Below are 12317 nucleotides of genomic sequence, written 5' to 3' on the forward strand. Positions count from 1 at the left end.
GCGCGCGCCGCCGCCCGCGGGCGGCGGCCGCATCCCGTTTCCCGCAGCACGACCCGCCAGGAGCCTGCCGCCGATGGCCAATCCGCATCCCCACCACCATCCCCACGGGCACGAGCGCGAGGCGCACCTGGGCGCCGACGGCTACCTGCGGATCGAGGCGCTGCGCAAGGAGTTCGACGGGGTGGTGGCGGTCGACGGGGTCAGCCTGTCGGTGCGCAAGGGCGAGATCTTCGCCCTGCTCGGGGCCTCCGGCTGCGGCAAGTCCACCCTGCTGCGGATGCTGGCCGGGTTCGAGCGCCCGACCGCCGGCCGGATCGCGCTGGACGGCGCGGACCTGGCCGCGCTGCCGCCGTACGAGCGCCCGGTCAACATGATGTTCCAGTCCTACGCGCTGTTCCCGCACATGACGGTGGAGCAGAACATCGCGTTCGGGCTCAAGCAGGACGGACTGCCGAAGGCGCAGGTGCAGCGCCGGGTGGAGGAGATGCTGGCGCTGGTGCACCTGGAGCACGCCGCGCGGCGCAAGCCGCACCAGATCTCCGGCGGCCAGCAGCAGCGGGTGGCGCTGGCGCGCTCGCTGGCGAAGGGGCCCAAGCTGCTGCTGCTGGACGAGCCGATGGGCGCGCTCGACAAGAAGCTGCGCGCGGAGATGCAGCTGGAGGTGGTCAACATCATCGAGCGCCTGGGCGTCACCTGCGTGCTGGTCACCCACGACCAGGAGGAGGCGATGACCATGGCGCACCGGCTGGCGATCATGGACGCCGGCAAGGTCATGCAGGTCGGCACCCCGGACGAGGTGTACGAGCAGCCGGCCAACCGCTTCGCGGCGCAGTTCATCGGCACCGTCAACATGCTCGAGGGCACGATCGAGGAGGACGAGCCGGACCACGTCACCATCCGCTGCGCGGCGCTGCCGGAGCCGGTCTGGGTGGGGCACGGCGTGACCGGCTTTGCGGGCATGCCGGTGGGGCTGGCGCTGCGCCCGGAGAAGCTGCACCTGTGCAAGGAGCGCCCGGCGCGGCTGCGCAACGCGGTGCAGGGCACGATCGAGGAGATCGCCTACTTCGGCAGCCACAGCGTGTACCACGTGCGCCTGCCCAGCGGCTTCAAGATGCTCGCGCACCTGGCCAACGCGCGGCGCTGGGACTCGGAGAGCTTCACCTGGCATGAGCAGGTGTGGGTCGGCTGGGACGACCTGGCCGGCGTGGTGCTCACCGCATGAACGCGCCCCGGTTGCTGCGCAGGCTGCTGCCGCACCCGCGCTGGGCGGTGATCGCGGTGCCGTACCTGTGGATGCTGGTGTTCTTCGCGGTGCCGTTCCTGATCGTGCTGAAGATCTCGTTCGCCGAGCCGCTGATCGCGCAGCCGCCGTTCACCCCGCTGCTGCAGTGGAGCGACCGCGCGGTCCAGGTCACCCTCCACTTCAAGAACTACCTGTTCCTGCTCAAGGACGACCTGTACGTGCTGGCCTACCTGGGCTCGCTGCGGATCGCGGCGGTCTCCACCCTGCTGGCGCTGCTGGTCGGCTATCCGATTGCGTGGGCGCTCACCCGGCTCTCGCCGGCGACGCGCAACGTGGCCCTGATGCTGGTGATCCTGCCCTCGTGGACCTCGTTCCTGATCCGCATCTACGCCTGGATCGGGATCCTCAAGAACAACGGCCTGCTCAACAACCTGCTGCTCGGGCTGGGCGTGATCCAGCAGCCGCTGGAGATCCTGCACACCCCGCTGGCGGTCTACATCGGCGTGGTCTACGCCTACCTGCCGTTCATGGTGCTGCCGCTGTACTCGACCCTGGTCAAGCTCGACGACCGCCTGCTGGAAGCCGCGCACGACCTCGGCGCGCGCCCGTGGCAGGCGTTCTGGCGGATCACCCTGCCGCTGAGCATGCCGGGGATCGTGGCCGGCTCGCTGCTGGTGTTCATCCCGGTGGTCGGCGAGTTCGTGATCCCCGAGCTGCTCGGCGGGCCGGACACGCTGATGATCGGCAAAGTGCTGTGGGACGAGTTCTTCAACAACCGCGACTGGCCGGTGGCCTCGGCGGTGGCGATCGTCATGCTGCTGCTGCTGATCGTGCCGATGACGGTGTTCCACCACTACCAGTCGCGCGACCTGGAGAAGCGGCTGGTATGAACGCGTCCTCCGCGCGCTGGGGCAACCGTCTGGTCCTGCTGCTGGGGTTCGCGTTCCTGTACGCGCCGATCCTGAGCCTGGTGGTGTACTCGTTCAACGAGTCGCGCCTGGTCACGGTGTGGTCGGGGTTCTCGACCAAGTGGTACGGCGAGCTGCTGGCCGACCGCGAGATCCTGGACGCGGCGTGGATGAGCCTGCGCCTGGCGGTGTTCACCGCGACCGCGGCGCTGGTGCTGGGCACGCTGGCGGCGATGCTGCTGACCCGGTTCCGGCGCTTCCCCGGCAAGACCCTGTTCGGCGCGCTGGTGACCGCGCCCCTGGTGATGCCGGACGTCATCATCGGCCTGTCGCTGCTGCTGCTGTTCGTCACCCTGGGCGAGCTGCTCGGCACCCCGATCCCGCGCGGCATGCTGACCATCTGGATCGCGCAGACCACCTTCTCGGTGGCGTTCGTGAGCGTGACCGTGGCCTCGCGCCTGTCCGCGCTCGACCGCTCGCTGGAGGAGGCGGCGATGGACCTCGGCGCGACCCGGGTCAAGGTGTTCTTCCAGATCACCCTGCCGATCGTGGCCCCGGCGCTGCTGGCCGGCTGGCTGCTGGCGTTCACCCTGTCGCTGGACGACCTGGTGGTGGCCAGCTTCGTGGCGGGGCCGTCCTCGACCACCCTGCCGATGAAGGTGTTCTCGTCGGTGCGGCTCGGGGTGAGCCCGAAGATCAACGCGCTGGCGACGCTGCTGATCCTGGCGGTGTCGGCGGCGGCCGTGGTCGGCTGGTGGCTGATGGCGCGCGAGGAGCGCCGGCGCCGGCGCGACGTGGCGCTGGCGGCCCAGCGCGGCTGAGGAGGAGGCGATGGCGGTCGAGATCATCAATCCCTGGAGCGGTCGGGTCGAGTACCGCTACGACTACATGGGTCCGGAGGCGATCGAACGCCGGCTGGCGGCCGCGCAGGCCGGCGCGCGGGCCTGGCAGGCCACGCCGCTGGAGGAGCGCGTGCGGCGCGTGCAGGCGTTCGCCGAGGGCCTGCGGCGCGAACGCGAGCGGCTCGGGGCGACCATGACCGCGGAGATGGGCAAGCTCGCGCGCGAGGCGCAGGCGGAGATCGAGAAGTCCGCGCGCGCGTTCGAGCACTATGCCGCGCACGGCCCGGCGCTGCTGGCCGACGTGCCGGTGGCGAGCGAGGCGCGGCGCAGCCTGGTGCGGTTCGCGCCGATCGGCTGCGTGCTGGCGGTGATGCCGTGGAACTTCCCGGTCTGGCAGGTGGTGCGTTTCCTCGCGCCGGCGCTGGTCGCGGGCAACACCTGCCTGCTCAAGCACGCCACCACCGTGCCGCGCTGCGCCGATCTGCTGGAGGAGATCGGGCGCGCGGCCGGCCTGCCGGAGGGCGTGTTCGGGGTGGTCCACATCGACAACGCGCAGACCGCGCAGGTGATCGCCGACCCGCGCATCCGCGCGGTCACCCTGACCGGCAGCGAGCGCGCCGGGCGCGCGGTCGCCGCCAATGCCGGCCAGCACCTGAAGAAGTGCGTGCTGGAACTCGGCGGCAGCGATCCCTTCCTCGTGCTGGAGGACGCCGATCTTGCGCGCGCGGTCGAGGTCGCGGTCGCCTCGCGCTTCGGCAATGCCGGCCAGACCTGCATCGCGGCCAAGCGCTTCATTCCGGTCGGGCGCATGGCGGGGCCGTTCCTGGAGGCGCTGGAGGCGGCGGTGCGCGCGCTGGCCCCGGGCGACCCGCTGGATCCGCAGACAACGCTGGCGCCGATGGCGCGCGCCGACCTGCGCGACGGCCTGCACGACCAGGTCCTGCGCAGCGTGGCCGGCGGCGCGCGGGTGCTGGCCGGCGGCGCGCCGGTGCCGGGCCATGCCTGCGCCTACCCGGCGACCGTGCTGCAGGTGCCCGACGTGGACAACGTGGCCTTCCGCGAGGAGCTGTTCGGGCCGGTGGCGGCGGTGCTGCCGGCGCGCGACGAGGAGGATGCGGTGCGGATCGCCAACGCCAGCAGCTTCGGCCTCGGCGCCACCGTGTTCGGCGCCGATCGTGCGCGCGCCGAGGCACTCGGGCGGCGGCTGGAGGTCGGCAGCGTGTTCGTCAACAGCCTGGTGCGCAGCGACGTGCGGCTGCCGTTCGGCGGCACCAAGCAGTCCGGCTTCGGGCGCGAGCTGGCGGCCTGGGGCATGCACGAGTTCATGAACATCCAGACGGTCTGGGTCGAGTAGCCCAGGCCATTTCCGTCAGCCCGGCTGACGCTTTGCACGGGAGGGTAGGGGTATGCGGCGACATCGGCACATTCGGCGGTTGGTGGCAGCGATGGCCTTGGGACTGGCGGCGCTGGCGCCCGCGGCGGCGCTGGCGCAGGAGGCCCCCGCGGAGGAGAAGCAGGGCTGGAGCGTCGAGGGCAACGTCGATCTGGTCAGCGACTACGTGTTCCGCGGCATCTCGCAGAGCAACCGCGACCCGGCCCTGCAGGCGGGGCTGACCCTGAGCCACTCGCTCGGCTTCTATGCCGGCATCTGGGGCTCGAACGTGGACTTCGACACCCCCGGCGACGGCATCAGCACCGAGATCGACTACAGCCTCGGCTGGGCCGGCGCGCTCGGCGGCGGCATGGGTTACGACCTCAGCGTGGTCCGCTACACCTACCCGGGCGCCAATTCCGGCTATGACATTTCGTACAACGAGTTCCTCGGCAAGCTGACCTTCGCCGACGAGAAGTTCTTCCTGCTGCTCGGGCATGCCAACGACTATGCGCGCAGCGGCGAGGCCGCCACCTACGTCCAGGCCGGCACCGACTGGCCGCTGGGCGAGAGCGGCTGGACCCTGTCGGCCGCCGCCGGCCACTACGACCTCAGCAAGGTGTACGGCAAGAGCTACCAGGACTACCTGCTCGGGCTCGGGCGCAGCTTCGGTCCGGTGGACGTCAAGCTCAGCTACGTCACCACGTCCGGGGCGAGCGAGGACATCGCCCCGCGCAAGTGGACCCGCGGCCGCCTGGTCGCGCAGTTCAGCATCCCGTTCAAGTTCTGATCGCGGTCCCCGCGCCGCGACCGGCGAGCCCGCCGGCCGCGGCCGGTCGGCGCCGGGCCGGCGCTACAATGCGCGCCCCCCACGTCCGCCCGCGCCCCCATGCCTGCTTCCGCCCCCAAGGTCGGCTTCGTCAGCCTCGGCTGCCCCAAGGCGCTGGTCGATTCCGAGCGCATCCTCACCCAGCTGCGGGTGGAGGGCTACGACCTGGTGCAGACCTACGAGGACGCCGACGTGGTGGTGGTCAACACCTGCGGCTTCATCGACAGCGCCGTGGCCGAGTCGCTGGACGCCATCGGCGAGGCCCTGGCCGAGAACGGCAAGGTCATCGTCACCGGCTGCCTGGGCAAGCGCGCCGAGGTGATCCGCCAGGCGCACCCGGACGTGCTGGCCATCACCGGGCCGCAGGACTACGCCAGCGTGATGGACGCGGTGCACGCCGCGCTGCCGCCGCGGCACGACCCGTTCCTGGACCTGCTGCCGGCTCCCCGGCGCCTTGGCGACGGGGAAATCGAGGGCGTCGGGTTGAAGCTGACCCCGAAGCACTACGCGTATCTCAAGATTTCCGAAGGCTGCAACCACCGCTGCAGCTTCTGCATCATCCCGTCGCTGCGCGGCGACCTGGTCTCGCGGCCGGTGGACGAGGTGCTGCGCGAAGCCGAAAAGCTGGTGCGCGGCGGCGTCAGGGAGCTGCTGGTGGTCTCGCAGGACACCAGCGCCTACGGCGTGGACCTGAAGTACGCGCCGCGCCCGTGGGGCAGCAACGTGTACGAGACGCGGATGAAGGCGCTGTGCGAAGGCCTGTCGCAGCTCGGCGTGTGGACGCGCCTGCACTACGTCTACCCGTACCCGCACGTGGACGAGGTGATCCCGCTGATGGCCGAGGGCAAGCTGCTGCCCTACCTCGACATCCCGTTCCAGCACGCCAGCCCGCGCATCTTGAAGCTCATGAAGCGTCCGGGCGCGGTGGACGAGACCTTGGAGCGGATCCAGCGCTGGCGCGCGATCTGCCCGGACCTGACGATCCGCAGCACCTTCATCGTCGGTTTCCCCGGCGAGACCGACGCCGAGTTCGAGGAACTGCTGGACTTCCTCGACGAGGCCCAGCTGGACCGCGTGGGCGCGTTCGCCTATTCGCCGGTGGAAGGCGCTGCGGCCAACGCGCTGCCGGACCCGGTGCCGGAGGACGTGAAGCAGGAGCGCCTGGCCCGGTTCATGGCGCGGCAGGCGGCGATTTCCGAAGCGCGCCTGGCGGCCAAGGTGGGCAGCGTGCAGCAGGTGATCGTGGACGCCATCGATGGCGAGTTGGCGATCGCCCGCTCGATGGCGGACGCCCCGGAGATCGACGGCCTGGTGCAGGTGCAGGACGGCCGTGAGGCCGGCCTGCGGCCCGGCGAGTTCGCGCGGGTGCGGATCCTCGGCAGCGACGAGCACGACCTGTACGGCGAGGCCGGGGCCGTCTGAGCGGCTTTCAGTCCCGCGGGTAGCGCACGTCGACCAGCAGGTAGCGCGCCGGCCCGGCCGGCAGCTGCACCTGCACCTCGTCGTCGATCCGCTTCTTGAGCAGTGCGCGCGCCAGCGGGGCGTCGATGCTGATCCAGCCGCGCGCGGGGTCGGTCTCGTCCGGGCCGACGATGCGGTAGCAGTGGCATTGGCCGCTGGCCAGATCCTCCAGCTCGACCTCGGCGCCGAAGAACACCGCCTCGCGGTCGGCCGGCGCGGCCTCCACCACCTTCAGCACCTCCAGCCGCTTGCTGAGGTAGCGTACGCGGCGGTCGATCTCGCCCAGCTGCTTCTTGCGGTAGGTGTATTCGGCGTTCTCCGAGCGATCGCCCTCGGCCGCGGCGGCAGCCAGTGCCTTCACCACCTCGGGCCGGCGCACGCGCCACAGTTCGTCCAGCTCCGCTTTCAGGCGCGCATGGCCTTCGCGGGTGATCAGGGCGGTGCCTTTCTCCGCGGGCGGACGCCAGCGACCCATGCCTGCCCCGCCGCGGTCAGCGTTTGCCGCCGAAGATCCCGCCGAGCACGCCGCGCAGGATCTGCCGGCCGACCTGGCTGCCGACCGTGCGCGCGGTCTGCTTGGCCATGGTCTCGAGCATGCCCTGCCGGCGCTTGGTGCCGAACAGCGCTTCCTTCACCGCCTGGCCGAAGCCGCCGTCGACGTCCCCGTCGGCCTTGGCGGCCGGCGCCTGCGCCTGCTCGGCGCGCATCTCGGCCTTCTTCGCCAGCATCTCCGCCGCGGATTCGCGGTCGATGCGGGTGTCGTACTTGCCGCCGACCGGGCTGCCGGCGCGCACCTGCGCGCGTTCGGCCTCGGTGATGGCGCCCATGCGGCAGCGCGGCGGCGCGATCAGGGTCTTCTCCACCGGCATCGGCACGCCCTTGTCCTGCAGGGTGGACACCAGCGCCTCGCCCACGCCGAGCTGGCCGATCGCCTGCGCCACGTCCAGCGCGGGATTGGCGACGAAGGTCTCGGCCGCCGTGCGCACCGCCTTCTGGTCGCGCGGGGTGTAGGCGCGCAGCGCATGCTGGAAGCGGTTGCCGAGCTGGCCGAGCACGTTCGCCGGCACGTCGTCCGGGAACTGCGAGCAGAAGTACACGCCGACGCCCTTGGAGCGGATCAGCCGCACCACCTGCTCGATCCGCTGCTGCAGCGCGGCCGGGGCGTCGTCGAACAGCAGGTGCGCCTCGTCGAACACGAACACAAGCTTGGGCTTGTCGAGGTCGCCCACCTCCGGCAGGGTCTCGAACAGCTCCGACAGCAGCCACAGCAGGAAGCTGGAATACAGCCGCGGCTTGAGGATCAGCTGGTCGGCGGCGAGGATGTTGACCACCCCGCGTCCGTCCGGGGTGGTGCGCATCAGGTCGGCCAGCTCCAGCGCCGGTTCGCCGAAGAACTGGTCGGCGCCCTCCTGCTCGAGCCGCAGCAGCGCGCGCTGGATCGCGCCGATCGACTGCGTGCTGACCAGCCCATAGGAGGTGCTGATGTCCTTGCGCTCCTCCGCGATCAGGGCCAGCAGGGCGCGCAGGTCGGGCAGGTCGAGCAGGAGCAGGCCGCGGTCGTCGGCCAGCTTGAACACGATGTCCAGCACCCCGGCCTGGGTGTCGTTGAGCTCGAGGATGCGGCCGAGCAGGGTCGGGCCCATCTCGCTGACGGTGGCGCGCACCGGATGCCCGGCCTTGCCCCACAGGTCCCAGAACACCACCGGCGCGGCTTCGTGGCGGTAGTCGGCGATGCACAGCTGGGCGATGCGCGCCTGCAGCTTCTCGCTCGGCGCGCCCGGCACCGCCAGCCCCGCCACGTCGCCCTTCACGTCGGCCAGGAACACCGGCACGCCCAGCCGGCTGAAGCCCTCCGCCAGCGTCATCAGGGTCACCGTCTTGCCGGTGCCGGTGGCGCCGGCCACCAGCCCGTGGCGGTTGCCGAAGCGCGGCTGCAGGTAGACGTTGCCGCTGTCCGGCGTGGTCACGGCCTTGCCGACGAAAATCGGATCCATGGGGGCGCTCGCAAGCGGTGATGGGCCGCCCGATTCTATGCCATGCGTGCAAACCCACGCGCCGCTCCGGTCGCGCGCATGCCTTGCCGCGCGCGCGCCGCGGCGGCTACCCTGCCGCCCTTGTCCGCGTCCCGATCTCCTTGCCATGTCGCCACGCCTGCCTGCCGCCCTCCTGCTGTCCGTCGCCCTGCTCGCGGCCCTGCCGGCGCAGGCGGCGCTGGCGCGGCGCGAGCAGGCGGCGGTCGACGCGCTGCAGCAGCGCCTGCAGGCGGCGGAGAAGCAGTACCGCGAGGCGCAACTGGCGAGCGACCCGCAGGCCGGCAGCGCCGCTGCCGACGCCGCGCTGGCGGAGATCAAGGCGGTGATCGAGGCCTGCAGCCGCCAGCGCGGCTGCGAGGTGGCGCCGATGCTGGCGGTGTACGACCGCCTGCTGCAGGCCACCGCTCGCGAGGCCGCCGAGCCCGAGGATCCGGACGGCGACCTCATCGACGAGCGCGACCTGGCCGATGCCGAGGTCCCGGCCAAGGCCGACGCCGCGGCCCTGCTGGGCGAGGACGGCCAGAAGTTCGTGCAGATGGTGCAGTTCAACCCGGCGGTGCAGGCCGGGATCCGGCGCTGGCTGACCGACCTGCGGCCGTCGCTGATGGACAGCTACGAGAACTACCAGTACCTCAAGGAGCAGATGTCGCCCGCCTTCCGCAAGCGCGGCCTGCCGGAGGCGCTGCTGTTCGGCATCCTGGCCAAGGAGTCCAACGGCAAGGTGCACGTGGCCTCGCGCGCCGGCGCGGTCGGGCCGCTGCAGTTCATGCCGGCCACCGGGCGCCGCTTCGGCCTCGGCAACGACGGCAGCGGGTTCGACACCCGCTACGACCCGCGCGCGGCCGCGGACGCCGCGGCGCAGTACCTGTCCGAGCGACTGGCCGAGCTGGGCAACAGCATCGAGCTGTCGCTGGCCGGCTACAACGGCGGCGAGGGCCGCGCCCTGCGCGTGTACCAGTCCAGCGGCGGGCGCAGCTTCTGGGACCTGGACGTGTACAACCAGTTCCCGGCCGAAACCAAGGACTACGTGCCGATGGTGATCGCCGCGGCCTGGCTGTTCCTGCACCCGCGCGAGTACGGCATCGTCTGGCCGCGGGTCTACAGCCGCAATGCCACCATCCAGCTGGCGCGGCCGACCTCGCTGTACGAGTTGACCATCTGCCTCGGCAACGCCGGCTCGCGCGACGGCTACCTGCGTGCGCTGCGCAACCTCAATCCGCGCTGGGATCCGGCCAGCACGATCCCGGCCGGCACCCCGCTGGCGGCCACCGCCTGGATCGCGCGCCTGTACGAGCGCCACTGCCTGCGCGGCGAGCGCCTGCAGCTGGCGCAGCAGCTGCTGGCCAGCAACGTGCAGGCGGCGCTGGTGCGGGTCGGCGACCCGGTGCCGGCCAATGCCCAGCAGGGCCCGGCCGCCGATCCGCCGGCGCCCGCGCCGGCCGCCGCGCGCCCGGCACCGCCGCCGCGCATGCACAAGGTCCGCCGCGGCGAGACCCTGCAGGGCATCGCCCGCCAATGGCGCTGCGACCTCGATGACCTCGCGCGCGCCAACAAGCTGAAGAAGCCCAAATATGCGATCCGGCCGGGGCAGACGCTGAAGCTGGTCGGCTGCGGCTGAGTCTGGCCCGTGCATGCGCCATGCCGGCGCTTGCATTTGGCATCGGGGCGGGGCGGCAGGGATGGACAAGGCGGGCGCGGCGCGTCCGGTTGAGCGTGGGAGATGGGGCATCGATCGTCCGGCGCGTCGTAGGATCGGCGATGGTCTGGCCGGCAGCCGGGGGCTACGTGTACACGGTGCGGGTCGCGGACCACTCCCACTACATGGACGAAGGCGAGACATACACGCTCGGCGCGTTCCCGACCTGGGCCGAGGCCGTAACCGCCGCCAAGCGGGTCGTGGATCGCTCGCTCAAGGAACTGCATCGGCCGGGCATGGACGCCGAGGCGATGTTCGCGCAATACACCGCCTTCGGCGAGGACCCGTACATCGTCCTGGTGGCGGACGGCGAGGCCGGATTCTTCGCCTGGGGCCATGCGGAGCAGCGTTGCGCCGCCTTGTGCGATTAGCGACCCAAGGCGGCCATCCTCACGCCCGCAGCGCCAGCCGCTGCCCCAGCCGCACCGGGGAGTCCGCGTGCAGCGCCGGGTCCAGCGTGGCCGCGCCCTTGGGCAGCAGCACGATGACGGTGCTGCCGTAGTTGAAGCGGGCCATCTCGGCGAAGCGTTGCAGGGTGATGCCACGGCCGCGGTAGTCCTTGCGGGTGATCGCATCGGCGTAGGCGGGGATTTCCACGCCGCTCCACACGGTTTCCACGCCGGAGACCAGCAGCGCGCCGACCATCACCTGCACCATCGGGCCGAAGTCGGTGTCGAAGTGGCAGACCAGGCGCTCGTTGCGGGCGAACAGGCGCGGCACGCTGGCCACGGCGTCCACGCCCACCGAGAACAGGCGGCCGGGCACGTGCACGGTTTCGCGCAGGGTGCCGGTCCACGGCATGTGCACGCGGTGGTAGTCGCGCGGCGACAGGTACACGGTGGCGAAGCTGCCGTCGCGGAACGGGGCGGCATCGGCCTCGCTGCCCAGCAGTTCGGCGGCGGTGAAGCCCTGGCCCTTGGCCTGGAAGATGCGGCCATCGACGATGGGGCCGCATTGGCTGATGTGGCCGTCGGCCGGCATCAGCAGGGCGCGCGGGTCGGGGTCCGGCGTGCGCGCGCCGGGCTTGAGCGCGCGGGTGAAGAAGGCGTTGAAGGTCGGATAGGCGGTCGGGTCGGGCTCCGCCGCTTCGCCGAGATCCACGCCGAAGCGGCGGACCACGGTGTCGATCAGCCACTGCTTGACCGCGCGGTTCTCCGAATAGGCCAGCCGCCGCGCCAGCGACGACAGCAGCCGGTGCGGCAGCACGTAGGTGAGGGCGGTGGTCGCGCGCATGCGCGGGTCAGCGGGTGGCGGGCGCGGGCGTCGGCGCGGCCGTGCCGGTCAGCCGGGTGAGGTCCTCGGCGATCGCGCGCACGTCGAACGGCGGCTGCACCACGCCGGCCATGCGCACCTGCGGATCCAGCAGCACCAGCGCGGCGGAGTGGTCGAGGGTGTAGTCGTCGGCCTGGCCGCTCTTGCCCGGCACCTTCATGAACACCAGCGACAGCGCGCGGGCGAACGCCTCCACCTGCGTCAGCGGCGCGGTCGCGGCCAGGGTGTCGGGATGGAAGGCGTGCGCGTATTGCGCGACCTGTTCCGGGCTGTCGCGCTCGGGATCGACCGAGACGAACAGCAGGCGCGGCCGCTGCGCGGGCGGCAGGACGGCCCACTGCTTCTGCGCGCCGGCCAGCTGCGCCAGCGTGGTCGGGCACACGTCCGGGCAGTGGGTGAAGCCGATGAACACCAAGGTCCAGTGGCCGCGCAGGTCGTCCGCGCGTAGCGGCTTGCCGCCGGCCTGCTGCAGGGTGAAGGGCGGCAGCGGGCGCGGGGTCGGCATCAGGGTCACCGCCTTGACCGCGGGCAGGGCGGGCGCGGCCGGGCGGGCCAGGAACCGCTGCGAGGCCCACAGGCCGAGCGCAGCGGCGACCGCGATCACGACCAGCAGGGGCAGCCAGGCGCGGCCGGGGGCGGGAAGGGACATGGCGGCAAGTCG

12 protein-coding genes are annotated in these 12317 nt (G+C 71.7%); 8 read left to right on the plus strand and 4 right to left on the minus strand.

Annotated features, from left to right (window positions below):
* Positions 1-73 precede the first annotated feature (73 nt).
* The 6 genes from ML340_RS08780 (at position 74) to rimO (ending at position 6616) form a co-directional block, all read left to right on the plus strand.
* Entirely contained in the window at positions 74-1222 is a 1149-nt protein-coding gene (locus ML340_RS08780) for an ABC transporter ATP-binding protein (protein ID WP_240098791.1), read from the plus strand.
* Positions 1219-2133 (plus strand): ABC transporter permease subunit, encoded by a 915-nt coding sequence (locus tag ML340_RS08785; protein ID WP_240098793.1) that lies wholly within the window; start codon positions 1219-1221, stop codon positions 2131-2133. Before ML340_RS08780 ends, ML340_RS08785 begins: the two co-directional genes overlap by 4 nt.
* Complete coding sequence (locus tag ML340_RS08790) at positions 2130-2972, plus strand: ABC transporter permease subunit (protein WP_240098795.1); 843 nt, start codon at positions 2130-2132, stop codon at positions 2970-2972. Before ML340_RS08785 ends, ML340_RS08790 begins: the two co-directional genes overlap by 4 nt.
* A gap of 10 nt (positions 2973-2982) precedes the next feature.
* Positions 2983-4347: an NAD-dependent succinate-semialdehyde dehydrogenase gene (locus tag ML340_RS08795; RefSeq protein WP_240098797.1), complete on the plus strand. Its 1365-nt coding sequence runs from the start codon at positions 2983-2985 to the stop codon at positions 4345-4347.
* Positions 4348-4438: 91 nt separating this feature from the next.
* Positions 4439-5155: a TorF family putative porin gene (locus ML340_RS08800; protein ID WP_240098799.1), complete on the plus strand. Its 717-nt coding sequence runs from the start codon at positions 4439-4441 to the stop codon at positions 5153-5155.
* Positions 5156-5254: 99 nt separating this feature from the next.
* On the plus strand, positions 5255-6616 hold the full coding sequence (rimO, locus tag ML340_RS08805; RefSeq protein WP_240098801.1) for a 30S ribosomal protein S12 methylthiotransferase RimO: 1362 nt from the start codon (positions 5255-5257) through the stop codon (positions 6614-6616).
* A 7-nt stretch (positions 6617-6623) separates the two neighbouring features.
* Here the strand turns inward: rimO and greB are convergent, their stop codons facing one another.
* Together greB and ML340_RS08815 are read right to left on the minus strand one after the other, a co-directional pair.
* Positions 6624-7130: a transcription elongation factor GreB gene (gene greB / locus ML340_RS08810; RefSeq protein ID WP_240098803.1), complete on the minus strand. Its 507-nt coding sequence runs from the start codon at positions 7128-7130 to the stop codon at positions 6624-6626.
* A gap of 16 nt (positions 7131-7146) precedes the next feature.
* Positions 7147-8649, minus strand: coding sequence for a helicase HerA-like domain-containing protein (locus ML340_RS08815; RefSeq protein ID WP_240098805.1), 1503 nt, complete (start codon positions 8647-8649; stop codon positions 7147-7149).
* 145 nt (positions 8650-8794) lie between these two features.
* Between ML340_RS08815 and ML340_RS08820 the strand changes: the two genes are divergently transcribed.
* On the plus strand, positions 8795-10306 hold the full coding sequence (locus ML340_RS08820; protein ID WP_240098807.1) for a transglycosylase SLT domain-containing protein: 1512 nt from the start codon (positions 8795-8797) through the stop codon (positions 10304-10306).
* A gap of 140 nt (positions 10307-10446) precedes the next feature.
* On the plus strand, positions 10447-10755 hold the full coding sequence (locus ML340_RS08825) for a hypothetical protein (RefSeq protein ID WP_240098809.1): 309 nt from the start codon (positions 10447-10449) through the stop codon (positions 10753-10755).
* Between the two features lie 19 nt (positions 10756-10774).
* On the opposite strand, the gene asd is transcribed toward ML340_RS08825, so the two are convergent.
* Both asd and ML340_RS08835 read right to left on the minus strand, forming a co-directional pair.
* The gene (gene asd, locus ML340_RS08830; protein ID WP_240098811.1) at positions 10775-11617 is read right to left on the minus strand and encodes an archaetidylserine decarboxylase; all 843 of its coding nucleotides are present in this window, start codon (positions 11615-11617) and stop codon (positions 10775-10777) included.
* A 7-nt stretch (positions 11618-11624) separates the two neighbouring features.
* Positions 11625-12305 (minus strand): SCO family protein, encoded by a 681-nt coding sequence (locus tag ML340_RS08835; protein WP_240098812.1) that lies wholly within the window; start codon positions 12303-12305, stop codon positions 11625-11627.
* Positions 12306-12317 lie beyond the last annotated feature (12 nt).

The sequence above is a fragment of the Thermomonas flagellata genome, assembly GCF_022419185.1.
Lineage (GTDB): Bacteria > Pseudomonadota > Gammaproteobacteria > Xanthomonadales > Xanthomonadaceae > Thermomonas > Thermomonas flagellata.

Excerpts from the sequence above, each read along its gene's own strand:
- ML340_RS08835 (WP_240098812.1), bottom strand. The coding sequence starts at position 12,305 with ATGTCCCTTCCCGCCCCCGGCCGCGCCTGGCTGCCCCTGCTGGTCGTG.
- greB (WP_240098803.1), bottom strand. The coding sequence starts at position 7,130 with ATGGGTCGCTGGCGTCCGCCCGCGGAGAAAGGCACCGCCCTGATCACC.
- ML340_RS08820 (WP_240098807.1), top strand. The coding sequence starts at position 8,795 with ATGTCGCCACGCCTGCCTGCCGCCCTCCTGCTGTCCGTCGCCCTGCTC.
- ML340_RS08800 (WP_240098799.1), top strand. The coding sequence starts at position 4,439 with ATGGCCTTGGGACTGGCGGCGCTGGCGCCCGCGGCGGCGCTGGCGCAG.
- ML340_RS08790 (WP_240098795.1), top strand. The coding sequence starts at position 2,130 with ATGAACGCGTCCTCCGCGCGCTGGGGCAACCGTCTGGTCCTGCTGCTG.
- asd (WP_240098811.1), bottom strand. The coding sequence starts at position 11,617 with ATGCGCGCGACCACCGCCCTCACCTACGTGCTGCCGCACCGGCTGCTG.
- ML340_RS08825 (WP_240098809.1), top strand. The coding sequence starts at position 10,447 with ATGGTCTGGCCGGCAGCCGGGGGCTACGTGTACACGGTGCGGGTCGCG.
- rimO (WP_240098801.1), top strand. The coding sequence starts at position 5,255 with ATGCCTGCTTCCGCCCCCAAGGTCGGCTTCGTCAGCCTCGGCTGCCCC.
- ML340_RS08785 (WP_240098793.1), top strand. The coding sequence starts at position 1,219 with ATGAACGCGCCCCGGTTGCTGCGCAGGCTGCTGCCGCACCCGCGCTGG.
- ML340_RS08815 (WP_240098805.1), bottom strand. The coding sequence starts at position 8,649 with ATGGATCCGATTTTCGTCGGCAAGGCCGTGACCACGCCGGACAGCGGC.
- ML340_RS08780 (WP_240098791.1), top strand. The coding sequence starts at position 74 with ATGGCCAATCCGCATCCCCACCACCATCCCCACGGGCACGAGCGCGAG.
- ML340_RS08795 (WP_240098797.1), top strand. The coding sequence starts at position 2,983 with ATGGCGGTCGAGATCATCAATCCCTGGAGCGGTCGGGTCGAGTACCGC.